Annotated in this window: 19 protein-coding genes; 10 read left to right on the top strand and 9 right to left on the bottom strand. The window is 73.6% G+C overall.

From position 1 onward, the window contains the following. Positions 1 to 147 precede the first annotated feature (147 nt). Together AB0K43_RS06600 and AB0K43_RS06595 are read left to right on the top strand one after the other, a co-directional pair. Positions 148 to 1179 carry a glycosyltransferase family 2 protein gene (locus AB0K43_RS06600; protein WP_363636477.1) on the top strand — a complete coding sequence of 344 codons (1032 nt, stop codon included), beginning with the start codon at positions 148 to 150 and terminating at the stop codon, positions 1177 to 1179. Between the two features lie 49 nt (positions 1180 to 1228). Continuing rightward, positions 1229 to 1810, top strand: coding sequence for a TetR/AcrR family transcriptional regulator (locus AB0K43_RS06595; protein WP_363636475.1), 582 nt, complete (start codon positions 1229 to 1231; stop codon positions 1808 to 1810). A 19-nt stretch (positions 1811 to 1829) separates the two neighbouring features. On the opposite strand, the gene AB0K43_RS06590 is transcribed toward AB0K43_RS06595, so the two are convergent. Continuing rightward, the gene (locus tag AB0K43_RS06590) at positions 1830 to 2285 is read right to left on the bottom strand and encodes an Lrp/AsnC family transcriptional regulator (protein ID WP_363636473.1); all 456 of its coding nucleotides are present in this window, start codon (positions 2283 to 2285) and stop codon (positions 1830 to 1832) included. Between the two features lie 230 nt (positions 2286 to 2515). Between AB0K43_RS06590 and pdhA the strand changes: the two genes are divergently transcribed. From pdhA to AB0K43_RS06570, 4 genes are all read left to right on the top strand, one after another. After that, complete coding sequence (gene pdhA / locus AB0K43_RS06585; RefSeq protein WP_363636471.1) at positions 2516 to 3655, top strand: pyruvate dehydrogenase (acetyl-transferring) E1 component subunit alpha; 1140 nt, start codon at positions 2516 to 2518, stop codon at positions 3653 to 3655. Continuing rightward, positions 3655 to 4659 (top strand): transketolase C-terminal domain-containing protein, encoded by a 1005-nt coding sequence (locus tag AB0K43_RS06580; RefSeq protein ID WP_363636469.1) that lies wholly within the window; start codon positions 3655 to 3657, stop codon positions 4657 to 4659. Before pdhA ends, AB0K43_RS06580 begins: the two co-directional genes overlap by 1 nt. Before the next feature lie 4 nt (positions 4660 to 4663). After that, complete coding sequence (locus AB0K43_RS06575; protein ID WP_363636467.1) at positions 4664 to 5995, top strand: dihydrolipoamide acetyltransferase family protein; 1332 nt, start codon at positions 4664 to 4666, stop codon at positions 5993 to 5995. A 282-nt stretch (positions 5996 to 6277) separates the two neighbouring features. Then, complete coding sequence (locus AB0K43_RS06570) at positions 6278 to 7909, top strand: globin domain-containing protein (protein WP_363636465.1); 1632 nt, start codon at positions 6278 to 6280, stop codon at positions 7907 to 7909. Positions 7910 to 7945: 36 nt separating this feature from the next. Here the strand turns inward: AB0K43_RS06570 and AB0K43_RS06565 are convergent, their stop codons facing one another. Continuing rightward, positions 7946 to 8470, bottom strand: coding sequence for an NUDIX hydrolase (locus tag AB0K43_RS06565; protein ID WP_363636463.1), 525 nt, complete (start codon positions 8468 to 8470; stop codon positions 7946 to 7948). A gap of 518 nt (positions 8471 to 8988) precedes the next feature. On the opposite strand from AB0K43_RS06565, the gene AB0K43_RS06560 reads away from it, so the two are divergent. Then, complete coding sequence (locus AB0K43_RS06560) at positions 8989 to 9417, top strand: SsgA family sporulation/cell division regulator (protein WP_363636461.1); 429 nt, start codon at positions 8989 to 8991, stop codon at positions 9415 to 9417. A 115-nt stretch (positions 9418 to 9532) separates the two neighbouring features. On the opposite strand, the gene AB0K43_RS06555 is transcribed toward AB0K43_RS06560, so the two are convergent. Beyond that, entirely contained in the window at positions 9533 to 12547 is a 3015-nt protein-coding gene (locus AB0K43_RS06555; protein WP_363636459.1) for a S53 family peptidase, read from the bottom strand. A 313-nt stretch (positions 12548 to 12860) separates the two neighbouring features. Further along, positions 12861 to 13232 (bottom strand): phage holin family protein, encoded by a 372-nt coding sequence (locus tag AB0K43_RS06550; protein ID WP_363636457.1) that lies wholly within the window; start codon positions 13230 to 13232, stop codon positions 12861 to 12863. A gap of 51 nt (positions 13233 to 13283) precedes the next feature. Between AB0K43_RS06550 and AB0K43_RS06545 the strand changes: the two genes are divergently transcribed. Further along, positions 13284 to 13490, top strand: coding sequence for a hypothetical protein (locus AB0K43_RS06545; protein ID WP_363636455.1), 207 nt, complete (start codon positions 13284 to 13286; stop codon positions 13488 to 13490). A gap of 184 nt (positions 13491 to 13674) precedes the next feature. Then, positions 13675 to 14337, top strand: a complete 663-nt coding sequence (gene tenA, locus AB0K43_RS06540; RefSeq protein WP_363636453.1) for a thiaminase II — start codon at positions 13675 to 13677, stop codon at positions 14335 to 14337. Positions 14338 to 14419: 82 nt separating this feature from the next. On the opposite strand, the gene AB0K43_RS06535 is transcribed toward tenA, so the two are convergent. Both AB0K43_RS06535 and AB0K43_RS06530 read right to left on the bottom strand, forming a co-directional pair. Beyond that, complete coding sequence (locus AB0K43_RS06535; protein ID WP_363636451.1) at positions 14420 to 17260, bottom strand: PKD domain-containing protein; 2841 nt, start codon at positions 17258 to 17260, stop codon at positions 14420 to 14422. 44 nt (positions 17261 to 17304) lie between these two features. After that, positions 17305 to 20106 carry a PKD domain-containing protein gene (locus tag AB0K43_RS06530; RefSeq protein ID WP_363636449.1) on the bottom strand — a complete coding sequence of 934 codons (2802 nt, stop codon included), beginning with the start codon at positions 20104 to 20106 and terminating at the stop codon, positions 17305 to 17307. A 354-nt stretch (positions 20107 to 20460) separates the two neighbouring features. Here AB0K43_RS06530 and AB0K43_RS06525 point away from each other — a divergent pair, with 354 nt between their 5' ends. Then, the gene (locus AB0K43_RS06525) at positions 20461 to 20661 is read left to right on the top strand and encodes a DUF5326 family protein (RefSeq protein ID WP_363636447.1); all 201 of its coding nucleotides are present in this window, start codon (positions 20461 to 20463) and stop codon (positions 20659 to 20661) included. Positions 20662 to 20687: 26 nt separating this feature from the next. Here AB0K43_RS06525 and AB0K43_RS06520 read toward each other — a convergent pair whose 3' ends face one another. From AB0K43_RS06520 to AB0K43_RS06510, 3 genes are read right to left on the bottom strand one after another with little or no spacing between them, the layout of a single operon-like run. Beyond that, complete coding sequence (locus tag AB0K43_RS06520) at positions 20688 to 21593, bottom strand: NAD-dependent epimerase/dehydratase family protein (protein ID WP_363636445.1); 906 nt, start codon at positions 21591 to 21593, stop codon at positions 20688 to 20690. Then, positions 21590 to 22645 (bottom strand): cytochrome P450, encoded by a 1056-nt coding sequence (locus tag AB0K43_RS06515; RefSeq protein WP_363636443.1) that lies wholly within the window; start codon positions 22643 to 22645, stop codon positions 21590 to 21592. The genes AB0K43_RS06520 and AB0K43_RS06515 overlap by 4 nt, the downstream gene beginning before the upstream one ends. Then, a complete protein-coding gene (locus AB0K43_RS06510) occupies positions 22642 to 24132 on the bottom strand; it encodes a class I adenylate-forming enzyme family protein (protein ID WP_363636441.1) in 1491 nt (496 codons plus the stop codon). The genes AB0K43_RS06515 and AB0K43_RS06510 overlap by 4 nt, the downstream gene beginning before the upstream one ends. Positions 24133 to 24139 lie beyond the last annotated feature (7 nt).

Here is a 24139-nt window from a genome sequence, read left to right as displayed (position 1 = left end):
GGTGGTCACGCTGAGATGATCCCCCAAGTCTGCCGTGCGCCCGTACGGGGGAACAGTGGTCCGTACCAATCAGGCCTCCCGGGCTCGCGCGGCCGCGGGTAAACTCCGACCACTGACGAGCCGAGGGCCTGAGCCGGGGAGTGTCCGATGAGTTCAGCGCCGCCCGCCGGGATCGCACTCTCCGTGGTCGTGCCGATGTTCAACGAGGAGGAGGCGCTGCCCGCGCTGGTCGGGCGGCTGCGCCCGGTCCTCGACGCCATCGGCGAGCGGTACGAGGTGGTCGCCGTCGACGACGGCAGCTCGGACAAGACCCCGGCGCTGCTCCAGGACCTGCGGGCCGGCTGGCCCGAGCTGCGGGTGGTGCGGCTGCGGCGGAACTCCGGCCACCAGGCGGCGCTCACCGCGGGCCTGCACCGGTCCGTGGGCGGCTACGTGGCCAGCATCGACGCCGACCTCCAGGACCCGCCGGAGAAGATCGCCGAGATGCTGGAGCTGGCCCGCGCGCGCGAGCTGGACGTGGTCTACGGCGTCCGCGACGACCGGAGCACCGACAGCGGGTTCAAGCGCCGCACCGCCGGCGCCTACTACTGGCTGATGCGCCGGCTGGCGGGCAAGCAGGTGCCCGCCCAGGCCGGCGACTTCCGGCTGCTCAGCCGGGAGGCCGTGGAGGCGCTGAAGTCGCTGCCGGACCAGCAGCAGGTCTACCGCCTGCTGGTGCCCTGGCTCGGCTTCCCCAGCGGCGAGGTGCGCTACCAGCGCGACGAGCGGGTGGCGGGCGAGACGAAGTACCCGGTGAGCAAGATGGTCCGGCTCGCGCTGGACAGCGTCACCGGCTTCTCCGCGGCCCCGCTGCGGATCGCGACCTGGCTGGGGGTGGTGAGCTTCTTCACCTGCCTCGCCCTGGTGGTCTTCGCGGTGGCCGCCTACCTGGCCGGGCACACCGTGCCCGGCTGGACCTCGATGTTCGTCGGCATCCTGTTCGTCGGCGGGGTGCAGCTGATCTGCGTCGGCCTGCTCGGCGAGTACATCGGGCGGATCTACACCGCCGTCCAGCGCCGGCCCACCTACTTCGTCGCCGACGACTCCGCGGACGACCCCGCCGACGACCCTGCCCGCGACGCCGCCCACCGGGCCGCCCGCGACGGTGCCCGCGACGCCGCCCGCGACGGCGCGGTCTGAAGCCCGCCCCGGCTGCTTCGCCCCGCGGGCGCCGGGGATACTCGTGGGTATGGCCGAGAACTCCACCCGCACCGCCTACACCGTCGACTCGCTGCTCGCCGTGACGGTGGAGGTCTTCAACGAGCGGGGCTACGACGGCACCTCGATGGAGGACCTGTCGCGGGCGGCCGGCATCTCCAAGTCCTCGATCTACCACCACGTCCGGGGCAAGGAGGAGCTGCTCCGGCTGGCCGTCGGGCGGGCACTGGACTCGCTGTTCGGCATCCTGGCCGAGCCCGAGGCCTCCACCGGACGGTCGGTGGACCGGCTGGAGCACGTGGTGCGCCGCACCGCGGAGGTGCTGCTGACGGAGCTGCCCTACGTGACGCTGCTGCTGCGGGTGCGCGGCAACACCGAGACCGAGCAGTGGGCGCTGGAGCGCCGGCGCGACTTCGACCACCGGGTGGCCGAGCTGCTGCGGGAGTCGGTCGCGGAGGGGTCGCTGCGCGCCGACGTCGAGCCCCGGCTGGCCACCCGGCTGCTGTTCGGCATGATCAACTCGATCGTGGAGTGGTACCGCCCGGGCAGCCGGAGCTCGGACGGGGTCGCCGACGCGGTGGTTCACCTGGCCTTCGACGGGCTGCGCGCCTGACCGACGGGCCCCGGCTTCGTCAGGGCGCCGGGTCGGGCGGTACCTGGTCGGTCTCCTCGAACACCAGCAGGGTCTGCGTGGTCAGGACCTGGGGCACCGACTGGATCCGGTTCAGCACCAGCTCGCGCAGCGCCCGGTTGTCCGCCGTGTGCACCAGCAGCAGCACGTCGAACTCGCCGCCGACCAGGGCGATGTGGGCCACCCCGGGAAGCTGGAGCAACTGCTCGCGGACCGTCCGCCAGGAGTTCTGCACGATCTTCAGGGTGATGTAGGCCGAAGCCCCCTGCCCCGCCCGCTCGTGGTCGACCCGGGCGGTGAAGCCGCGAATGATGCCGTCCTCGACCATCCTGGAGATCCGGGCGTAGGCGTTCGCCCGGGACACGTGCACCCGCTCGGCCACCGAGCGGATCGAGGCGCGACCGTCCTGCTGCAGCAGCCGCAGGATCGACCGGTCGACACGGTCGAGTCTGGACATCTGTTCAGCCGACATGGCCCCCTACCCTCCCCGATTGGACGTGCTGATCCCAGTCGACAGCTGTTCGGGCCGATTGTCCACCACCTCGTCGCGACTGTGGCCATAATGCCCAGTCGACCGAACAATCGGTAGGGAACAGTGGCCTCCGGCGGGCCCCCGTCCGCCACCCGCGCACCACGGCATCACCACTGCCCCTGCAGCACCCTCCCCCACCCTTGGAGGTGCCCGAGATGACCGTTCTCGATCACAGACACCTGACCGCCGTCCCCGGCTGGCTGCCGGGCGCCACCGGCCCCCGGAGCGACCCGGCGCCGCTGCTGCCCGACGCCGCCCCGGTCCGGGTGCTCGGCACCCCCGCCCTGGAGCAGACCGACCCCGAGCTGCTGTGCGAGCTCTACCGCCGGCTGGTGGTCGGCCGCCGCTACAACCAGCAGGCCACCACCCTCACCAAGCAGGGCCGGCTCGCCGTCTACCCGGCCTCCACCGGCCAGGAGGCCTGCCAGGTCGCCGCCGCCATGGTGCTGCGCGAGCAGGACTGGCTCTTCCCCAGCTACCGGGACACCCTCGCGGTGGTCGCCCGCGGGGTCGACCCGCTGGAGGCGCTCACCCTGCTGCGCGGCAACGCGCACACCGGCTACGACCCCAAGGCCACCCGGACCGCCCCGCTCTGCACCCCGCTGGCCACCCAGGCCCCGCACGCCGTCGGGCTGGCCCACGCCGCCCGGCTGGCGGGCGATCCGGTGGTCGCACTGGCCATGCTCGGCGACGGCGGCACCAGCGAGGGCGACTTCCACGAGGCACTGAACTTCGCCGCGGTGCTGAACGCCCCGGTGGTCTTCCTGGTGCAGAACAACGGCTACGCCATCTCGGTGCCGCTCACCCAGCAGTCCGCCGCGCCCACCCTGGCCCACAAGGCGGTCGGCTACGGCATGGCCGGCCGGCTGGTGGACGGCAACGACGCCCCCGCCGTGCACGCCGTGCTGGCCGAGGCCGTCGAGCGGGCCCGCTCCGGCGGCGGCCCGACCCTGGTGGAGGCGCTCACCTACCGGGTGGAGGCGCACACCAACGCCGACGACGCCACCCGCTACCGCGAGGACGACGAGGTCACCGCCTGGCGCGCGCACGACCCGATCCTGCTGCTGGAGCGCCACCTCGAGGCCGCCGGCCTGCTGGACGAGAAGCTGGTGCGCGACTGCGCCGAGGAGGCCGAGGCACTGGCCGCCCGGATGCGCGCCGAGTTCCACTCCGACGCCGAGCTCGACCCGATGTCGCTGTTCGCGCACGTCTACGCCGAACCCACCCCCCAGCTGCGCGAGCAGGCCGACCAGCTGACCGCCGAGCTGGCGGCCGAGGCCGAGGTGCACCACTGATGACCACCGCCACCCCCGTCCGCGGCGCCCGTACCTCGAGCATGGCCCAGGCGCTCAACGCCGCGCTCCGGGACGCCATGCAGGCCGACCCCGCCGTCCACGTGCTCGGCGAGGACGTCGGCCAGCTCGGCGGCGTCTTCCGCATCACCGACGGCCTGACCAGGGAGTTCGGCACCGACCGCTGCCTGGACACCCCGCTGGCCGAGGCGGGCATCCTGGGCACCGCCGTCGGCATGGCGATGTACGGGCTGCGCCCGGTGGTCGAGATGCAGTTCGACGCCTTCGCCTACCCGGCGCTGGAGCAGCTGTTCTCGCACGTCGCCAAGATGCGCAACCGCACGGCCGGCCGGCTGCCGCTGCCGATCACCATCCGGATCCCGTACGGCGGCGGGATCGGCGGGGTCGAGCACCACAGCGACTCCTCCGAGGCGTACTACACCCACACCCCCGGCCTGCACGTGGTCACCCCGGCCACCGTCGCCGACGCCTACGGGCTGCTGCGGGCCTCGATCGCCTCCGACGACCCGGTGGTCTTCCTGGAGCCCAAGCGGCTCTACTGGGGCAAGACCGAGTGGGACCCGGCCGAGGCCACCGAGCCGATCGGCAAGGCGGTGCTGCGCCGCACCGGCCGCTCCGCCGTGCTGATCACCTACGGGCCGTCGCTGCCGGTCTGCCTGGAGGCGGCCGAGGCCGCCCGGGCCGAGGGCTGGGACCTGGCCGTGCTGGACCTGCGCAGCCTGGTGCCGTTCGACGAGCAGACCGCCTGCGAGGTGGTCCGCTCGATCGGCCGGGCCGTCGTGGTGCACGAGGCCGGCGGCTTCGGCGGGGCCGGCGCGGAGATCGCCGCCCGGATCACCGAGAAGTGCTTCCACCACCTGGCCGCGCCGGTGCTCCGGGTGACCGGGTTCGACATCCCGTACCCGCCGCCGATGCTGGAGCACCACCACCTGCCCGGGGTGGACCGGATCCTGGACGCGGTCGCCCGGCTGCAGTGGGAGGACTGACGTGATGCCCGTGGTTCGCGAGTTCACCCTGCCCGACCTCGGTGAGGGACTCACCGGGGCCGAGGTGGTGCGCTGGATGGTCGAGGTCGGCGAGGTGATCGTCGTCGACCAGCCGGTGGTCGAGGTGGAGACCGCCAAGGCGGTCGTGGAGGTGCCCTGCCCGTACGGCGGCGTGGTCACCGCCCGGTACGGCGAGGTCGGCGAGGAGGTGCCGGTCGGTGCGCCGCTGGTCACCGTCGCGGTCTCGCCCGGAGAGGGGCCCCGGGTGTCCGGCGGCGGCGCTGACGAGCGCCCGCTGGTCGGTTACGGGGTCGCCGACGGGCCCAAGGGCGCCCGGCGGGGCCGGGTCCGCGCCGGCGCTACGGCGGTCGCCGGGCCGGTCGCCGCCCCGGTGCCGGTCGCCGTCGCGGCGGTCGTCGAACCCGCGGTCGTCGAACCCGCGGTCGCCGGGCCTTCGGTGGTCGCGGTGATCTCGCCGCTGGTGCGGCGGATGGCCCGGGAGCACGGGATCGACCTGGCCGCGCTGGCCGGCAGCGGCCCGGACGGGCTGATCATGCGCGCCGACGTGGCCCGGGCACTGGAATCCGGCGCCCCTGCGGCGCCGACCGCCGCCCCGACCGTCGCCCCGGTGGCCGCCCCGGCGGGCGAGGACCAGCTGGTCCCGCTGCGCGGGCTGCGCCGGACGGTGGCCGAGAAGCTCGGCCGCAGCCACCGGGAGATCCCCGCCGCGACCTGCTGGGTCGACGCGGACGCGACCGAACTGATGGACCTGCGGGCCCAGTTGAACCGGGCCTCCGGGCCCAAGATCAGCGTGCTGGCCCTGCTGGCCCGGATCTGCACGGTCGCGCTGGCCCGCTTCCCCGAGCTCAACTCCAGTGTGGAGCCGGACGGTTCGGCCATCCGCCGGCACGCCGCCGTGCACCTCGGCTTCGCGGCCCAGGGCGAACGCGGCCTGGTGGTACCGGTGGTGCGGGACGCGCAGGCACTGGGCACCGAGCAGCTCGGCGCCGAGCTGGCCAGGCTGACCGAGGGGGCCCGGGCCGCCTCGCTCACCCCCGCCGAGCTGACCGGGGGCACCTTCACCCTCAACAACTACGGGGTCTTCGGGGTGGACGGCTCGACCCCGATCCTCAACCACCCCGAGGCGGCGATGCTCGGGGTCGGCCGGATCACCCCCAAGCCCTGGGTCCACCAGGGCGCCCTGGCGGTGCGGCAGGTGACCCAGCTGTCCTTCACCTTCGACCACCGGGTCTGCGACGGCGGGACCGCGGGCGGGTTCCTGCGCTTCGTCGCGGACTGCGTGGAACAGCCGGGGATGCTGCTGCGACAGCTGTGAACGGAGTCCGACCGGCCACCTCGTACGCCGCCGCGGGCGGGCGAGGTGGCCATAGGTCGGGCGAGCGTAGCGTGCGGGTGGGCCGGTTGTCCGGCCTTCGCTTGACTTGTCGGATGAGCTGTTCGGGCGTGCCACTCTGCTGAAGGCGTCAGCAGAGACAAACCAGGTGTGGTTTTAGGGACGACCGGAAGCGAAACGATTCTCTTGGGCACACGTCAAGTCGCGGTGAAGGCACGCCCGCTGAAAGTCAGGGCCGGACACGGATCGATCGCGGCGGCAGCCGTGCCAGGGCTGACCCGCACTCCCCCGGATCCGGCGCACTCCCCGGATTCGGCGCACGCTCCTGATCCGGCGCCCACCCCCGAGCCCGAGCAGGCCGCCGAGCCGGAACCCGAGCCCGTGCCCGCCGCCGGGCCCGCGGCCGCCGCCGAGCCGGCCGACCCGCCGGTGGTCGCGCCCCCGCCGATGCCGACCGAGCCGCCCCGGATCCCCGCCCCCGCCGCCCCCGTCCCGTGGACCCCGGCGCCGGCCGGCCCGGTGCCCGCCGACCCGGCCCGGCCCGAGCCGTCCGCGCCGGGCCCCGCGCCGGCACCCCACTACGAGCCGCTGTTCACCGACGCCCCCGGGCTCAACTGGTCCGGCCCCGGCGACCACTGGAGCCGCGCCTGGGCGCTGGACACGCTGGCCGCCGAACCGGCCCGCCAAGGCCGCCCGGCGCTCCCGGCCGCCGAGCCGCCGGGAGCGGGCCGACCGGCCGACGAGCCGCCGACCCCCCGCGACATCGAGCTGATCCGGGCCAGCCTGGCCGTCGTCGAGCCGCTCGCGGACCGGGCCACCGCCCACTTCTACGCACTGATCTTCCTGCACCACCCGGAGGTCCGGGCTCTCTTCCCGGCCGCCATGGACGTGCAGCGCGACCGGCTGTTCCGCGCGCTGCTGCTGGCGGCCCGCAGCGCCGACGACCCGGCCGGGCTGACCGAGTACCTGAGCCGCTTGGGCGAGGGCCACCGCAAGTACGGCACCCTCACCGGCCACTACGGCCCGGTGGGCGAATGCCTGGTGGCGGCCCTGGCCACGTACTGCGGCAGCCGCTGGGACGCCGACACCGAGCTGGCCTGGCGCCGGGTCTACGGACTGGTCTCCAAGATCATGATCAACGCGGCCGAAGCCTCCGCCCGCACCGCCCCGCCCTGGTGGCAGGCGGAGGTGGTCTCGCACCAGCAGCGCACCCCGGACATCGCGGTGCTCACCCTGCGCCCCGATCAGGCCTACCCCTACCGGGCCGGGCAGTACGCCACCGTGGAGACGCCCTGGTGGCCCCGGGTCTGGCGGCACTTCTCGTTCGCCACCGCCCCCCGGCCGGACGGCCTGCTGACCTTCCACGTCAAGGCCGTCCAGGCCGGCTGGGTGAGCAACGCGCTGGTCCACCGGGCCGCCCCGGGCGACGTGCTGCGGCTCGGCCCGGCGGCCGGCCGGATGGTGCTGGACGGCGCCGGCGGTGACGACGGCGGTGACGGCGGCCTGCTCCTGCTGGGCGGCGGCACCGGGATCGCCCCGATCTGCGCGCTGGTGGAGGAACTGGAGGAGCACGGCCCCGCCGGCCGCCGGGTCCAGGTGTTCTACGGCGCCCGCCGGGCGGCGGAGCTCCACGAACTCGCGTCGCTGCGCCGGGCCGCCGACCGGCACCCCTGGCTGACCGTGCACCCGGTGCTCTCGGCCGAGCGGCCGACCGGCGGTGCGCTCGGCGGCGATCTGCCGGAGGTGGTCGCCGGCTACGGGCCCTGGCACGGGCACTCGGCGTACCTGAGCGGGCCGGCCGCGATGGTCCGGCGGGGCACGGCGGCGCTGCTGCGCACGGGCGTGCCCGCCGGGCGGATCCGGCACGACCTGGTCGGCGACCTGGCGGCCGGCTGACCGGGCCCCGCCGCCCGGCCGCGGGCCGGGCCGCGGTCAGCCCAGGTCGGCGGCGAGCAGGGCGCGGACACCCTCGATGTTGGCGGCCAGGTAGGCGCGCAGGCTGGGCGGCACCACGTTCACCGAGGTGACGCCCTCCCTGGTGAAGGGCAGCCGGACGATCTCGTACTCGCCGCGCGGCGCGTCCACCTCGGGGCCGTGCCGCCGGGCCGGGTCCATCGCGGACAGCCGGCAGACGAAGAAGTGCTGCACCTTGACCCCGTGCGGGTGGGCCAGGGTGCCGTCCTCGTGATGGGAGTGGGAGACGGTGTCGACGAACGCGGGGACCACGTCCTCCACCTTGCCGCCCAGCTCCTCGTCCACCTCGCGGTGCAGGGCGTCCACCACGGTGCGGTCGGTGGGCTCGACCCCGCCGCCGGGGGTGATCCAGTACGGCGGCCGGCCGGGGCGGGTCCGCTTGATCAGCACGATGCTGCCGGGCGCGTGCGGCCGCTCCCGGTCCAGCTCCAGCAGGATCGCCCGGGCGGTCCGTTTGACGACAGGGCGGGCCGGGCCGGTCATGGCCACCTCCGAGGGGCTGGCGTTGTGCGGGATTCTGCCGCGCCCGGGCGGGCCTGAAACTCTTCGGGCGGGACGATCAGGAGGATCGGGTTCCGCCGAACGGATGATTCGGCGGCCCCGAGTGTGTCCCGTCCGGGCCATGGGAGCGCGCCCGATGGATCTTCGATCCGCCGTCCGGGGCCCGGTGGGGCTTTGCTCCGGCGGGGAGGGCCGCGAATGGCGCCTGGTTTTCGAAGGTGAATCCGCAGTCGGATGCCGGGGAATGATTGAATGCCCGCCGCCCCTGTGCTGGAATGAGCGCCACTCGGGCAATTGGAGCAACGGACTCCGCGCGTTCCCCCGGACGGCGATGCCGGTCGACGGCCGGCCGGGCCGCGGAACGGGCCGCGGATTCGCCGTCGGCAAGGACGATGGTGTACGAACGGATCGTCGAGGAGATGAACCGCAGACTCAGCCGCACGGCCGCCGCCCCGCACGCCCGGTGCGTACGGGCCGGGCAGAACGAGAGGTACTGGCGCATGCACAGCACAGTCCAGAACCACCTGGTCATGAACCTCGTGGTCTCGAACGAGCTCTCCGTCCGGATCATGGTCGACCTGGAGTACGACGCGGCCGACCCCTACGCCGTCCGCTTCACCTTCCACCTGCCGGGGGACGATCCGGTCGCCTGGGTGTTCGCCCGTGAGCTGCTGGTGGACGGGATCAGCCGGCCGACCGGGGAGGGGGACGTCCACGTCCACCCGGTCGGGGAGGAGCTCTCCGAGGTCTGCGTCGTGCTGCACGCACCGGAGGGCGACGCCGTGCTGCGGGCCGCCACCCCGCCGCTGATCGCTTTCCTGGCCGGCACCGACCGGCTGGTGCCGATGGGCGAGGAGGCCGCGGCCGGCGACCTGGACGCCCAGCTGGCCAGCATCCTGTCGACGCCGGGGTGCGAGAACCAGGGCTGAGCGGCAGGGTTGAGCGGCAGGGCGGGTCGGCGCGGTCGCGGCGAAGCGACGGGGCCCGCCACCGGAAGGTACCGGTGGCGGGCCCCGTCGCTCGGTCGAGCGGGTGCTCGGCGGGTCAGCTGTAGTAGCCGAACACGTCGACGATGACGTCCGCGTTGCTCCACGAGCCGTTCAGGATCTCGACCACACCGCCCTGGCCGACGGGCACGGTCACCATGTTGGCGACGGTCTGGCCGGCGGTCCAGTTGAGGTTGGAGGTGGTCGGCGCGTTCTGCCCGTTCGGGTAGAGCAGCAGGTGGCCGTCGCCCTGCGGGTTGGTGACGGTCACGTTCAGCACCACGGCCTTGGCCCCGGACAGGCGGCCGCCGAAGTCCAGGTTGAGCGCGCGGACCTCACGGCCGCCGAACGAGCCCTGGAAGGTGCCGAGGCCGAGCCGGCTGTCCATCAGACGGTGCGGGGTGGCGCTGTGGAAGGACGCGCCGTCCCCGGTGCCGAGGAAGCCGAACACGTCCGCGATCACCTGGGTGGAGCCCCAGGAGCCGTTGTACAGCTTGACGCTGCCGTCGGCGCCGAGCGGGACGATCACCTGGTTGGGCACGGTCTGGCCGGCCGTCCAGTTCAGGTTGGACGTGGTCGGCGCGGCGCCGCCGGACGGGTACACCGTGAGGTGGCCGTCCGACTTGGAGTCGGTCGAGGTCACGTTCAGCACGACCGCCTTGGTGCCGGCGGGGGCACCGAGCTCGGCGGAGGTCAGGACCTGCTCGCCGTAGGCGGCCAGCGGGGCCGCGGTCCGGGTGTCCAGCACCCGGGTGGGGCCGGACGCCTGGTACTTGGCGCCGTCGGTGGCCGAGGTGTAGTAGCCCTGGACGTCGGCGATCAGGTGGATGCCGCCCCAGGCGCCGTTGTAGAAGCGGACCTTGCCGTCCTGGCCGACCGGCACGGTGACCAGGTTGGGCACGGTCCGGCCGGCCGTCCAGTTGAGGTTGGACGTGGTCGGCCGGGCGCCGCCGGACGGGTAGACGGTCAGGTGGCCGTCGGTGGTCGGCGCGGTCACGGTGACGTTGAGGACCACCGAGGTGACGCCGCTCGCCGGGATGCCGCCGTTGCCCGCGATCTGCAGGACCTGCTCGCCGTAGGCGCCCAGCGGGTGGTTGCCCTCGCGGGTGTCCAGCAGCCGCTTCGGGGTGAGCGACTGGAAGGTGCCCGCCGGGCTCTGGGGCAGCGCGGCGCACAGCTCACGGGTGAGCGTGTCCACCTTCGGGGTGCCGAGGCCGGTGGCCAGGTCGTAGCCGGCGGTGGCCGCGTACAGGCCGCTGGCGTTGCCCGCGCCCGGCACGTTGTTGGTGCCGGTGGTGACGTCGGTCAGCGAGCCGCCCTTGAGCTTGTAGAGCAGCGGGTTGAGGAAGCCGACCGGACCGCCCGAGGCGCACTGGGCGTCGGAGTTGGCGTGCGCGACGACCGCCGCCCACAGCGGCGCCGCGCCGCTGGTGCCGCCGATGGAGTTCCAGTAGGTGCCGTCGCCGTCCGCGTAGTTGGCGACCAGGTAGCCGCGGGTGGAGTCGGCGAGCGCCGACACGTCCGGGACCTGGCGGCAGGCCTGGCCGGCGGCCGCCTTGCAGGCGTCGCTGTAGCCCTGGCCGGACAGCCCGGCCTGGTAGCCGGTGGCGCTGTCCAGCGACCAGCGCTGCGAGACACCGCCGCCGCCACCGCCGCCGCCGGAGTTCCAGACCTTCTCCTGGGGAGAGGCGTTGACGGTCACGGTGGTGCCGCCGACGCCGGTGACGTACGGCTGGGAGGCCGGGTCGTCCACGGCCAGCCGGTTGTCCGCCACGCCGCCGTAGTTGCAGCCGGTCGAGCCCGAGTCACCGGAGGCGGCGACCACGGTCTGGCCCTGGGCGGCCGCCTGCTGGAAGATCAGGTTCTCGGACTGCATGTACGCCGGGTCGGCGCGCAGCTCGCACCGGCCCCAGCTGATCGAGAGCACCTGGGCGCGGTTGTCCGCGACGATCCGCCGGTAGACGGCCAGCTCGTCCTCGGTGGTCGCGCGCGCGGCGTCGGGGCCCTGGTAGACCAGCACCTCGGCGTTGGGGACCAGGCCGATGACGGTCTCGATGTCGAGCGCCGTCTCCACCCCGACCCCGTTGCTCGCGGTCGGCTGCTCGGTCGGGCCGCCGTTGACCTTCACCCGGGAGACCGGGGTGCTGGTGCCGAAGCAGCTCTGGTACGAGGCGATGGCCGCGTCGTTGTAGTCCTCCAGCTCGTACAGCGCGATGGTGCTGCCGGCGCCGCCGTTGACGAAGGACTTCTGGTACACGTTCGCCAGGCTGGTGCCGGTGAAGTAGTCCCGGGACTCCTCGGCGCCGAACGACGACAGGAAGCTGCGGACGTCCGGGCACAGCGCGGGCTGGCCGGTGTTGTGGAGCGGCGCGGCCTTGCCGGTGGCCGTCCCGTTGGGGTGGACCGCGGGCTTCTTGGCGGCCGTGTGGTCGGCGTGCGGCTTCACCAGGTTGTTCAGCCCGACCACGCCCGCCACCTGGCCGGCGATCCGGCCCGAAAGCTTGGGGGCCTCGGTGTTGGCGTACGCGGTGCTGCCGTCCGCCAGCCGGTAGCCCGAGAAGTCGGTGTCGAAGGCCTTCCTGGCCTCGCCGACGGTGGTGCTGACCGGGATGGTCAGCCCGTTCGGGTCCGGTGCGCCGGGGTGCAGGCCGGCCTCGGTGAGGGTCCGGGTGACCGCGTCCAGGGTCGCCTTGTCGGCGCCGAAGAGCTGCGCGAACTCACCGGTCTTCAGGTAGTGGCGGTACTGCGGGGAGTCGGGGTTCGACACCGCGGCCACGAAGTTCTTCAGCGCGCCCGGGTCCCGCGGGTCGAGCGTGATGCTCAGGCTGAGCGGGGTCGAGTCGGCGGGGGCCTCGGCCGGCACCGCGTCCTTCGGGGCGGCGGGCGCCTTGCCGACCCGCAGGTCCGGCCCGGGCGTCGGGCCGCTCTCGGCGAGGGCGGTGCCGGGGGTCAGCAGGCCGAGCAGCACGGCGGCGGTGGCGCCGCCGGCCAGGGCCCGGCGTACGGACCGCCCGCGGGTCGGCCGGGGGTCGGCGGCAGCTGCGCCACCGACCCGGCCAGCAGGTATGGCCATCCAGAGATCTCCTGATGAGCGTCTTCGTCGGGCTGCGGGAGCAGGCCCGTGCGTCGGTGGACCGTCCGGTCGACTGAATGCCCGTCAGTTCGCGACTTCGGGGAAAAGAAAATCGGACAAAATGCTGAAATGCTGTAATTCCCCGTGCGTTTGGCCCCCCGGGCGGATCCAGGCGGTCGGCACACCGACGACCGTTTTATATCACCATGGATCAGATGTTCGACACCGGGTATTCCGGGGCCCCACCGGCACGACGAAGCCCGCCGTCCGAGCGGGTCGGACGGCGGGCCGTCAGGTCGTGTGTACGGGCGGTTCAGTCGTTCAGGGCGAGGCTCAGACCCCAGGACACGATGCTGATGATCAGTGCACCGCCGAGCGCCGGCCAGAATCCCTCGACATGGAAACTCAGGTCGAGCTTGTCCGAGGCCCAGGAGGTCAGCCAGAGCATCAGGGCGTTGATCACGAAGGTGATCAGCCCCAGGGTCAGGACGAACAGCGGCAGGGAGAGCAGCTTCACCAGTGGCTTGATCAGGAAGTTCACCACGCCGAAGATCAGGGCCACCGCGACCACCGTGACCGTCTTGTCCCACCAGCCCTGGCCGGAGAGGATGATGCCGCCGACGATCCAGGCCGCCGCCCAGATGGCCGCCGCGTTGATGAGGGTTTTGATCGCGAAACTCTTCATGACTCGCGATGGTGGCAGGCCGCCGGGCCGCAGGGAAGCTCCGGGCGGAGCATGTTCCACCAAGGCCCGGCCCGCGCAGGAGGCACAACGACGAAGGTCTTCCGGCTGGACGAGCCGGACGCGGAGCGCTCCCGGGGCAACGGCGCGTACCTGCGCTTCCTGCGGGAGCGCAACATCTCGGCCGGGGTGCCGCACCACTTCCACCACGTCACCGAGGAGCTCCGGGTCCTGGTGGTGTGCTCGCCGCCCGAGGACTGAACCGTCCGGCCGCCGCCGGACCGTGCCGGGTAGGGTCTGCCGGTGGAAGAACCGAACACCGCGGGAGCCCGTAGCAGCGGGCTGAGAGGGCGCTGACGGCCGAAGGGCTCGAGCTGCGCCGACCGCCAGAACCTGGCCGTGGCCGCGGCGTTCCCGTGGCCCGGGTCGGGGAGGGAGACAGCACGTGGCACTGACCGACGAGCTCTGGACGGCCATCGAGCCGATCTACGCGGAGATCCTCGACCACCCCTTCATCGGCGGCCTCACCGACGGCACCCTGCCGCGCGAGGCCTTCCGGCACTTCGTGGTCCAGGACTCGCACTACCTGCGGGACTACGCCCGGGCGCTGGCGGTGTGCGCCGCCAAGGCCCCCTCGGAGGAGGACGTCCAGGCCTTCGCCGACGACGCGGTCGGCGCGATCGCCGCCGAGCAGGGCATGCACGCCGAGTTCCTGACCGCCTTCGGCGAGAGCGCCGAGCGGGCCGCGGCCGAGCCGGTGCTGCCCACCACCCGGGCGTACACCAGCTACCTGCTGGCCACCGTCTACGGCGGGTCCTTCGCCGAGGCGGTCGCCGCCGTGCTGCCCTGCTACTGGATCTACGCCCGGGTCGGCGAGCAGCTGCTGGCCCGGTCCTCCCCCGAGCCGCTCTACGCCAAGTGGATCGCCACCTACGGCGACGAGGCCTTCCAGGCGGTGGTCCGCCGGGTGCTCGCGCTGACCGACCGGCTCGGCGAGGAGATCTCCCCGGCCGAGCGCCGGCGGATGGTCGAGCACTTCACCACCACCTCGCGCTACGAGTGGATGTTCTGGGACGCCGCCTGGCGCGGGGAGCGCTGGCCGGTCTGAGCCCCGGCCCCGAGGTACGCCGCGGCCCCGGCCCCCGCGAACGGTGCGGGAGGTCGGGGCCGCGGCGTACCGGACCGGTGGGTCAGCCCTTGGTGAAGTAGCCGAACAGGTCGGCGATCACGTGGGTGCTGCCCATGTGGTTGTAGATGTCGAACGAGCCCTGCGGGCCGACCGGGGTGATCACGTGGTTGGGCGTGGTCAGGCCGGGCGCGGTGTTCAGGTTGCTGGTGTCGGGGCGGGTGGCGCCGTCGGCCCAGACGATCAGGTGGCTGTCACTGTCCGCCTCGGTGGCGGTCACGTTCAGCGCGGCCGCGGTGGCGCCGGCCGGCACGCCCTTGACGGCCAGCCACTTGTCCTGGCCGAGCTTGCCGTTGGTGGAGCGGGTGTCGATCAGGCGCTGCGGGACGACCGGGGTGAACAGGCTTCCGTCCGCCGCGGAGTAGTAGCCGAAGATGTCGACGATCACGTCCACGGTGCCGACGTGGTTGTAGATGTCGATCGAGCCGTCCGCGCCGACCGGCACGATGACCTGGTTCGGCACGGTCTTGCCGGCGCCGAAGTTGACGTTCGAGGCCTGGGCCGGCCGGGTGCTGCCGGACGGGTAGACGGTGAGGAAGCTGTCCGCGCTGCCGCCCACGGCGGTGACGTTGAGGGCGACCGCGGTGGCGCTGACCGGGGCGTGGTTGCCACCGGCGATCTTCAGCGAGCGGACGCCGTCGCCGCCCAGGCGCAGCTTCCCGTCGGAGCGGGTGTCCAGCAGCCGGGCCGGGGCGACCGGGGTGTACTTGGCGCCGGTGCCGGCCTTGTAGTAGCCGAGCACGTCGGCGATCACGTCGACCGAGCCCTCGTGGTTGTAGAGCTTGATGTGGCCGTCGGCGGAGACCGGCACGGTGACCACGTTGGAGACGTCGTGACCCGCCTCGACGTTGAGGTTCGAGGCGGTGGGCACCGTGCTGACGCCGTTCGGGAAGGCGGTCAGGAAGGTGTCGGAGGTGGCCCCGGTCGCGGTCAGGTTGAGCACGACCGCGGTGGCGCCGGTGTCGACCGGGAAGCTCTTGCCGTTCAGCGCGGTGCGCACGCTCATCGACATGGTCTGGTCCTGGCCCATCCGGTGGCCCTGCTGGAAGGGCGGCAGCGCGGGGTTGCGGGTGTCCAGGATCCGGGTCGGCGCGGTGGCGACGTAGCCCGCCGGGTCGTAGGCCGCGGTGAGCTGCTGCGAGCTCTTGGCGGTGCGGCCGCCCTCGTCGGCCGCGGACACCGTCACGGTGTAGGTGCCGGGGCGGGCGTACTCGTGCTCGAAGTAGTCCCACGGCTTGTAGTCCTTGGTGGTGCCGTCGCCCCAGTCGACGGTGTAGCCCGTGATCACGTACGGGCTGTCGGCGGTCGGCCTGAGGCTGTGGAACAGCGGGGTGTCGGAGCCCTGCTGCGTGAAGGAGGTGGTCAGCTCGCCGGCCGGGCGGACCGTGACCTTGGCGTCCCACGAGGGGCTGACCGCCTTGCCGCCGATGCCGTCCGTCACGGTGACCCGCGGGCTGAAGTCGCCGACCGCGGTGTAGGTGTGCTGGACCGCCGTCTGGGTGGTGGTCAGCGGTGCGCTGCCGTCCCCGAAGTCGTAGGTGTAGGTCAGCGTGGTCGGCCAGCCGTTGGACGCCGAGGCGGTCAGCGTGATCTGCAGCGGGCCCGGACCGACCGCGGTGGGCGTCTTGGCGCTCTTGGCGAGCAGGGACGCGCTGGTCAGACCGTGCAGCTCGTAGGCGCCGAGGTCCCGGTAGCCGCCACCGGGGCCGGTGTTGGCGACATACGGGTCGTCCACGGTGGGCCGGCCCATCAGGTCCAGCGCCGGGACGCCGGGAGCCTCGGGGTCGCCCGCGTCGACGGCCGCGGTGTCGGCCCCGGTGAGCAGCTGGAACGGGAGGTAGCTGCCGTCGAACCCGACGGGCTGGGCGCGGTCGTGGGCGCCCTGCCCGGAGGCTGCCCGGAACGCCTCGACGCTGCCCCGGAAGCTGTCGCCCCAGTAGTAGCCGGGCTGGCCGCCGGCCGGATCGACCAGGTTGTAGTCCACCGTGGTCTGCGGGGTGGAGCCGGCCGGAACCGATATCCGGGCCTTCGGCTCCGCCTGCGGGCAGCCGTTGGTGCTGGAGCCGACCACGATGTTGTTCTCGATCACGGCGCCGGTGGACGCCCCGGCCAGCTCGATGCCCGCGCCGCAGTTGGCCGAGACGGTGTTGTTGGTGATCAGGGTGCCGGGGGCGTCGGTGACCCGGACGGCGCCCGCGATCGACCCGTTCAGATCGTTGCGGCTGATCGTGGTGTGCTGGGCGCCGGCGCCCACCGAGATGCCCTTGCTCAGGTAGAAGAGGGACCTGGTCACCCGCACCTGGTCGCTCGGGCCGGTGATCCGCACGGCGGCGGTCTCGGCCGGCAGCTGGTCACCCTCGAAGTAGTTGTCGTCCAGCTCGATCCGGCTGGAGCCGTCCACCACCACGGGGTCGGTCGAGTAGTCGAAGACGAAGCCCTGGACGCTCACGTCGTGGGCGCCGCTGATCTCCAGCAGTGGTGCGGGGTGCGCCCGGTCGGTGGTCAGCGAGGGCTTGTCCGTCGGGAACCAGGACTGGGTGTGCGCACCGTGGATGACGATCGGGTGGCCCTCGGTGCCGGACTTGGTGATCCTGACGTGCTCGCTGTAGTCGGTGTTGGCCGCCACCTCGATGGTCTGGCCGGCCTGGACCGCGCCGACCGCGGCGGAGATGGTGCAGTACGGCGCGGCGGCGGTGCCGGTGCCCTGGTCGGTGCAGTGGGCGTCCGGGGCGTTGTTGACGTGGAGCGCGCCGACCGGTTCGGCCGCGGCCGCGAACGGTGCGGGCAGGCCGAGCAGGCCGGTGATGCAGGCCGCCGTCAGTGCGGCGGTGCGGTTGATGCGCACGGGAGTTCCCTTGGTACGAGGTGAATGTCGGTGCGGTCGGGGCGTCAGCCCTTGGTGAAGTAGCCGAACAGGTCGGCGACCACCTGGGTGCTGCCGACGTGGTTGTACAGGTCGGCCGTTCCGTTGGTGCCCAGCGGTGTGATCACGTGGTTGGGCACGGTGGAGTTCGGCGGGAAGTTGACGTTGCTGGTGTTCGGACGGCCGGAGCCGTGCGGCCAGACGGTCAGGAAGCTGTCCGCGGTGGTCTCGGTGGCCGTGACGTTCAGCACCGCGGCGGTGGCGTCGGCGGGCACGCCGCCCTGGCCGCCGATCGCGAGCGATCGGGTGCCGTCGGTGCCGAGCGGGCTGCGGGTCTCGCGGGTGTCCAGCAGCCGCCTCGGCGTGGTCGGTGTGAACAGGCCCTGGCCGTCCGGGGCGTAGTAGCCGAACACGTCGAGGATCGCGTGGGTGGTGCCGTTGTTGTTGTACAGGTTGACGGTGCCGTCCGGGCCGATCGGCACGATGACCTGGTTGGAGACGTCACGGCCGGGCACCGGGTTGAGGTTGGAGGTGCTCGGCGAGGTCTGCCCGCCGGGCAGCACCGCCAGGTAGGTGTCGGAGTCGGCCTCGGTGGCGGTCAGGTTGAGCACCACGGAGGCGGCGTTCGCCGGGATGCCGCCGACCCCGGCGACCTTCACCGGCCGGGCCTCGGCCGGGTCGAGCTTGCGGCTGTCGCGGGTGTCCACCAGCCGCCGGGGCGGGGTGGGGGTGAAGCGGTCGCCGGTCTCGGTGCTTGCGGAGTAGTAACCGAAGCGGTCGACCACCACGTCGACGTCCCCGGAGGAGTTGAAGATCGTCACCGATCCGTTCGCGCTGACCGGGACGGTGACCAGGTTCGGCACCGCCCGGCCGGCCACCACATTGAGGTTCGAGGTCTGCGGCCGGTCGCTGCCGGCCGGGTACACCGTGAGGTGGCCGTCGGAGTTCTTGCTGATGGCGGTCACGTTGAGGACGACCGCGGAGGGGGACTGGTCGAACCAGGGCGTCTGGTTCGTGGACAGCGTGATCGACTGGCCGGCCCGCAGCGGGGTGCCGGTACGGGTGTCCGTGATCCGCGTGGGTGCCATGGCGTGGAAGGTGGTCGGCTGGTAGACCGCGTGCACGAGCTGCGAGACCTTCTCGGTGCGCCCACCGGCGTCGGTCACCGTCGCGGTGACGGTGTAGTCACCCGGCTGGGCGTAGATGTGTTCGGCCGACTGGACCGACGATTCGACCGGGCTCCCGTCACCGAAGTCGAACGTGACCGAGCGAATCGACCACGGGGAGGCGGTGCCCTGGAGCAGGATCGAGTAGGAGAGCGGGTACTGCCAAGACCTGGTGGCGAATTGGCCGGCGATCAACGGCCCCGGCTCCTTGACGAGCTGGGTCCGGTGCGCGGTGACGGTGTCGCCGTTCGCCATGGTGGCCAGCGTGTTCAACTCGTAGCTTCCCGCGGACGCGTAGCTGTGCTGCACCGGAGAGTCCGACTCGGCGACCGCGGAGGTGCCGTCGCCGAAGTCGTAACGGATGGAGATCACGGGGGACCAGATGTCCTGGTGGGACGCTTGGAACGTCACTTCGGTACCGGTCGGGATCGACCCGGGGGAAGCGATCTGGAAGGAATGGGAGGAGGTGGTGAACTCCATGGCTCCGCGGTCCGCGAAGCTGGTGCCGGTGTTGGCGACGTGCGGGTCGTCGATCGGGTGGAATCCGAGGACGTCGGTGCTGAGTTGACCAGGGGCCGAGGGGTCGGCGGAATCGATGGCCGGTGCTGCGCCGCCGAGGTGGACCGCGGTGTTCGCGTCCTCCTGGTAGCCGGGATCGGTGTTGATGTCATGGCCGACCAGTTCGGGATGGCTCCTGTGCAGGGTCGTTGCGTCCGCGTAGGTGGCGCCGGCCCAGTCGTACACGGCGGCCCCCCGGCTCGCCGTGGCCACGTTGAAGTCGGCGACGGTGCCCTCCGCGGACGGTGGCGACACCCGCATCTTGACCGCCTGGCCGGTATCGCACTGAGCCGCGGCCCTCTCGGCGAGGTAGCTGGCGGCGAGCACGTTGTTCTTCACCGTCGCACCGGATGAGTCGCCGAGCAGGGCGAGCGCCGGCCCGCAGACCGAGCTGACCGTGTTGCTGGTGACCACGGTGCCCGGGGAATCGGTGATCCGGATGCCGCCGGCACCGCTCTGGTTGTCGATCGCGTTGGTGGTCAGCACCACCCGCTTCACACCCGGGTCCACCACGACCATGTTCGTCCCGGAGGCCTTGACGAGGTTGCGGCTGACCGTGATGTCCGAGCCGGCCCCGGTGAGCCGGATGGCCGCGGTGCGCTGTGCGTCGCCATTGGCGACGTAGTTGCTGTCGACGGTCACCCGCTGGGTGTCCGTGAGGAGGAAGCTCTCCTGGCGACCGCTCACCGCGAAGCCGGAGACGGTGACGTCGTGGACCCCGTTGAGGACGAAGCCGTGCTCGAAGGTGCCGCTGTCCGCCTTGCGGTAGGTGACGGTGGGCATGCCGCTCACACCGTCGCGCAGCCGCCCGCCGACGAAGCTGATCGGCTTGCCCGGGGTGCCGGAGCGGGTGAGCGTGACCTGCTCGCTGTACTTGGCGGCGGCGACCTTCACGGTCTGGCCCGGCTGGACGCGGTCGGCGGCGGCCTGGACGGTGCACAGCGGCTGGGACGCGCTGCCCGGGCCGGTGTCCGAGCAGCCGGCGGCCTTGGTGTTGTCGACGTACAGGGTGTCCGCCTCGGCCGCGGCCGCCGGCAGCGGCAGGCTCGCGGCGAGGGCGAGCACGGTGGCGGTGGCGAGGCCTGCGAGATGGCGCTGGTGCACGGTTCCCCCCGGGCGTGAAGCTCCCGGGAGTGTTACCCGGGCGTAGCGTGAGCATCCTTCCGTGGGATCGGGGCGCTGTCATCTTCGATCTTTGTCGGGTTTGCCCGAAGCATCGGCTCCGACCTGCGGATATGTTCGTGCATCGTCAAATTGAACGCGTTCAAAAGAATGTCGAATCGTTATCTTTCCAAGGGTCTGCCCCCAGCCGGTGGCTCGGGGTGATCTCCGGGTTCTCTCGGGGGCGGGAGCCCTCGTTTCCCCGGTAGCGGCCGCCTACGATCGAAGTATCGAAAGCAACCGGGAAGAGCGGCGGACGACACCGACGCCGAGCCCGAGGGGAGAGAAGGAACAGACATGGCCGAGCTCTGGAAGTCGCTGCCCTCGTGGGTGCGCAACATCGTCGTCCCGATCCTGGTGCTGGTGCTGGCCTGGAACCTGATCTGGTTCGTGGTCGGCGTGGTCGGCACCCTGATCGCGCTGCTGCTCAAGGTCCTGGTGGTGGTCGGCGTCGCCGCCGCCGTGGTGATCCTGGTGAAGAAGGCCGCGAAGAGCTGACCCGCAGTCGGGCGCCCGCACCCCGCTCAGGGGGTGCGGGCGCCCACTGCTGCCAGGTGGTCCGCGAGCCCGTGCCGCGGCACCCACCCCTGGGCCCGCGCCCGGTCGATGTCCAGCACCACGCTGCGGGCCAACTGGTCCAGCGCGTACGGGGTCAGCTCCGCCGAGCGGGCCAGCCGGGCCAGCGCGAGCGGCACGTGCGCGATCCGGGCCCGCACGCCGTACGCCCGCAGCACCCGGCGCACCACCTCGTCGCGCCGGTACGGCCGCGCATCGGTGACGTTGTACGCGCCGGGCGGCCAGCCGGCCGCCGCCAGGCAGGCCTCGGCCAGGTTCTCCACCGCCGTCAGGCTGAGCGCCACGTCCCGGCCCGGCAGCAGCAGCACGCCCCCGCGCACCCGGGCCAGCAGCCGCGGCACCAGGTGCGGATCCCCCGCCCCGTACACCGCGCGCGGCCGCAGCACCACGGCGCCGGCGTCCAGCGCCAGCCGCTCGCCCAGCGCCTTGCTGCGCCCGTACCCGTTGAGCTGGCCGGCCGCGGTCGGATGGTCCTCCCGGATCGGCGGGGCCCCGGGGCGGGCGGCGCCGGGCCGGGGGTCGTAGACGCTCGCGCTGCTCACCCACACCACCGGCCGCCCGCCGGCCGCGGCCAGCAGCCGAGCTGTGCCGCCGACGTTCACGGCGTACTGCTCGGCCTCGGCGGGGGAGCCGGGCGGGTGGTCGCCGACCGCCGCCGCGCAGTGCACCACCAGGTCGGCGGCGCCGAGGTCGGGCTCCGCCCGGGCGGCGTCCCACGGCAGGTGCCGGCCGACCGGGCCGGGCCGGCGGCCGACGCAGAGCACCTCGGCCCCGCGCGCGGCGGCGGCCCTGGCCACGTACCCGCCGCAGAAGCCGCTCGCGCCGGTGACGGCGATCCGCAGCACCGCGCTCACCCCTTCCCCACCAGCAGCAGCGCGTAGCCGGGCAGCGCCGAGCGGCGGTCCACCCGGGCCTTCAGCACGCGCGGGCGGTGCGGGGCCAGCGCCGCCAGGAAGTCGGTGAGCTGGGCCCGGGCCAGGGCCGCTCCCGGGCAGGCGTGCGGCCCGGCCCCGAAGACGGCCTGGGCGGCGGCAGCCGGGTGCTCGGGCACCGCGCGGTGCGCCTCGGCGGCGTGCCGGGCGACCAGCACCAGCCGGTCGCCGCGGCGCACCGGGCAGCCGGCCACCGTGGCGTCCGCGGCGGCGACCCGCGGCAGGATCGGCGTGGGCGCCGTCAACCGCAGCAGCTCGACAGCCAGTTCGGGCGAGACCTCGGGCCACCGCCCGGCCCGGGCGCACCAGGCGGCGGCCCTGGGCAGGGCGGCCACGGTGGTGTTCACGGCGGCCACCGCGACCATCGCGTCCAGCGGGTCGGGCAGCAGGGCGGTCAGCCGTCCGGTGGCCGCCGCGGCGTCGCGGCGCCGCGGGAGCAGGCTCGGCAGATGCTCGCCGGCCGCAGCGAAGGCCGCCTCGGCGGCGGCCCGGGCCAGCGCCGACGGGTCGGCCGGCGAGCCGGTCAGCGCGGCCGCGGTGACCCCGGCCAGCTCCCGGACCACCGGTACCAGGTCCAGCGGGCCCGGGAGTTCGGCGAGCCGCCGCTCCAGCACCCGCTGCCAGAGCGGCCGCAGCCGGGCCACCCCCGGGCCGCCCAACCGCTCGGCCAGCGCCCGCCGGGCCTCGCGGTGGGCGGCGCCGTCCTGGTCGAAGAGCAGCCCGCCCTCGGTCAGCCTGGCGGCCGCCCCGCCGGTGGTGTGCTCGGCGGTCCGGTCCAGCGGCACCCGGGTCAGCACCTCCCGGTACGCCCGCGGGCCGTGCACCAGCACGGTGCCGCCCAGCCGCACCAGCGGGCGGTGGCGGGTCGCGCTCAGCAGTGCGAACAGCGCGGGGTGGCTGCGCAGGTAGACCCGGCGGTCGAGCCGGCGGGCGCGGGCGTCCGGCGCGCGTCCGCCCTCGGCGCGGGCGCTCACCGGCCGCTCAACTCCCGTGCGCACAGCCGCGCGGCGGCCGCCCGGTCGGGCTTGCGGGAGCGGCCGGCCAGCGGCACCTCGGCGAACAGCAGGGCGTCCGGGCGGGCGCTGCCCATCCGGGCCAGCGGCGCCTGCAGCGCGCTGCGCAGCCGTCGGTGGTCAGCGCCCGGCCGGGGCTGGACCAGCGCGACCAGCCGCTCGTCGCCGTCCCCGTCCGGGACACCGACCAGCACCGCGAGGTCCACCTCCGGCAGGTGCAGCGCCGGCTCGTACAGGCCCGGGTAGATGTTCTCGGCCCGGCGCAGCACCATGTCCTTGCACCGGCCGGACAGCACGATCCGCCCGTCGGGGGTGAGGCGGGCGCGGTCCCCGGTGCGCACCCAGGGGTCGGGCGGCTCGCCCAGGTAGCGGTCCCGGGCGCCGGGGCCGGCGAGCAGCAGCTCGCCGTCGTCGGTCAGCCGGGTGCGCACGCCCGGCAGCGGGTGGCCGAGCAGGTCGCCGTCCGCGTCGAAGGCGGCCTTCTCGGACTCCTCGACGGCCGCGGCCGGGAACAGCTCGGTGAGCGCGTACACGCCCCAGGCCTCGCGGGCGCCCAACCGCTTGACCCGGCGAAGGAGTTCGGCGCCGGCCGGGGCGGAGCCGGTCCATACCCGGCCGGTGAAGGAGTGCAGCCCGCGCAGCTGCGGCGGGGTCAGGTAGGTCTCGTCCGGGCGGAGCCGGGCCAGCTGGCGGTCCAGCAGCTTCGCCGAGCGGGCCGGCAGGGCCACCGAGGCGCCGGCGGCGAGCGCGGGGACCAGGACGAAGAAGGTGCCGCCGAGCACGGCCGCGCCGGCGCGCGGCCGGACCAGGGCGTCGACCGTACGCAGCCCGGCGGCCAGGCCGGCGCGGGTGTGCACCACGGCGCGCGGGGCGGAGGTGGTGCCGGAGGTGAAGACGATCACCGCGTCGCCCTCGCCGTCGTACCGCGGCGGCGGTGTGCCCAGGCCGGTGCCGGTGCTTCTGCTTGTGCCGGTGCTCGTGGCGGTCAGGGCGGGTGCGCAGCCCGGGTGCCGCGGTCCGACGGTGGCGACCGGGCCGAGCTCGGCCAGCGGCGGCAGCGCCAGGTGGGCCCGGCGGGCCAGCGGTCGGGCCCAACCGGCCACCGCCTGGGCGGTGGCGTCGGCCAGCACCAGCGTGGGGCGGGCCAGGGCGAGGCGGGCGAGTAGCACCTCGGGCCCGGCGGCCGGGTCGAGCACGGCGGCGCGCAGGCCGAGCCGGTGGGCGGCGAGCAGCACGGCGAGCGCCCGCGGCCCGGGCCGGACGGCCACCCCGAGGGTGTCGCCGGGCCGTAGGCCGTACCGGTGGTGCAGCGCGGCGGCGTACCGCTCGGCCAGGTCGGCGAGTTCGCCGCAGCGGGCCCGGACGGTGACCGCACCGCTGCGGGCGCAGCCGAGGACGGCGGGGCGGTCGGCGCCCTCGCGCAGGGTGCGTTCGAGTTGCTCCAGCACGGCTGTG

Origin of the sequence: Kitasatospora sp. NPDC049258 (assembly GCF_040678895.1) — a bacterium.
Classification (GTDB): domain Bacteria; phylum Actinomycetota; class Actinomycetes; order Streptomycetales; family Streptomycetaceae; genus Kitasatospora.
The sequence above is the reverse complement of the archived record's forward strand: the minus strand, read 5'-3'. Positions and strand labels throughout refer to the sequence as shown.

Coding starts and splice junctions, on each gene's coding strand:
- AB0K43_RS06565 (WP_363636463.1), bottom strand. CDS start 8,470: ATGACCGGCCCGGCCCGCCCTGTCGTCAAACGGACCGCCCGGGCGATC.
- pdhA (WP_363636471.1), top strand. CDS start 2,516: ATGACCGTTCTCGATCACAGACACCTGACCGCCGTCCCCGGCTGGCTG.
- AB0K43_RS06580 (WP_363636469.1), top strand. CDS start 3,655: ATGACCACCGCCACCCCCGTCCGCGGCGCCCGTACCTCGAGCATGGCC.
- AB0K43_RS06560 (WP_363636461.1), top strand. CDS start 8,989: ATGCACAGCACAGTCCAGAACCACCTGGTCATGAACCTCGTGGTCTCG.
- AB0K43_RS06525 (WP_363636447.1), top strand. CDS start 20,461: ATGGCCGAGCTCTGGAAGTCGCTGCCCTCGTGGGTGCGCAACATCGTC.
- AB0K43_RS06600 (WP_363636477.1), top strand. CDS start 148: ATGAGTTCAGCGCCGCCCGCCGGGATCGCACTCTCCGTGGTCGTGCCG.
- AB0K43_RS06590 (WP_363636473.1), bottom strand. CDS start 2,285: ATGTCCAGACTCGACCGTGTCGACCGGTCGATCCTGCGGCTGCTGCAG.
- AB0K43_RS06545 (WP_363636455.1), top strand. CDS start 13,284: ATGTTCCACCAAGGCCCGGCCCGCGCAGGAGGCACAACGACGAAGGTC.
- AB0K43_RS06575 (WP_363636467.1), top strand. CDS start 4,664: ATGCCCGTGGTTCGCGAGTTCACCCTGCCCGACCTCGGTGAGGGACTC.
- AB0K43_RS06555 (WP_363636459.1), bottom strand. CDS start 12,547: ATGGCCATACCTGCTGGCCGGGTCGGTGGCGCAGCTGCCGCCGACCCC.
- AB0K43_RS06595 (WP_363636475.1), top strand. CDS start 1,229: ATGGCCGAGAACTCCACCCGCACCGCCTACACCGTCGACTCGCTGCTC.
- AB0K43_RS06550 (WP_363636457.1), bottom strand. CDS start 13,232: ATGAAGAGTTTCGCGATCAAAACCCTCATCAACGCGGCGGCCATCTGG.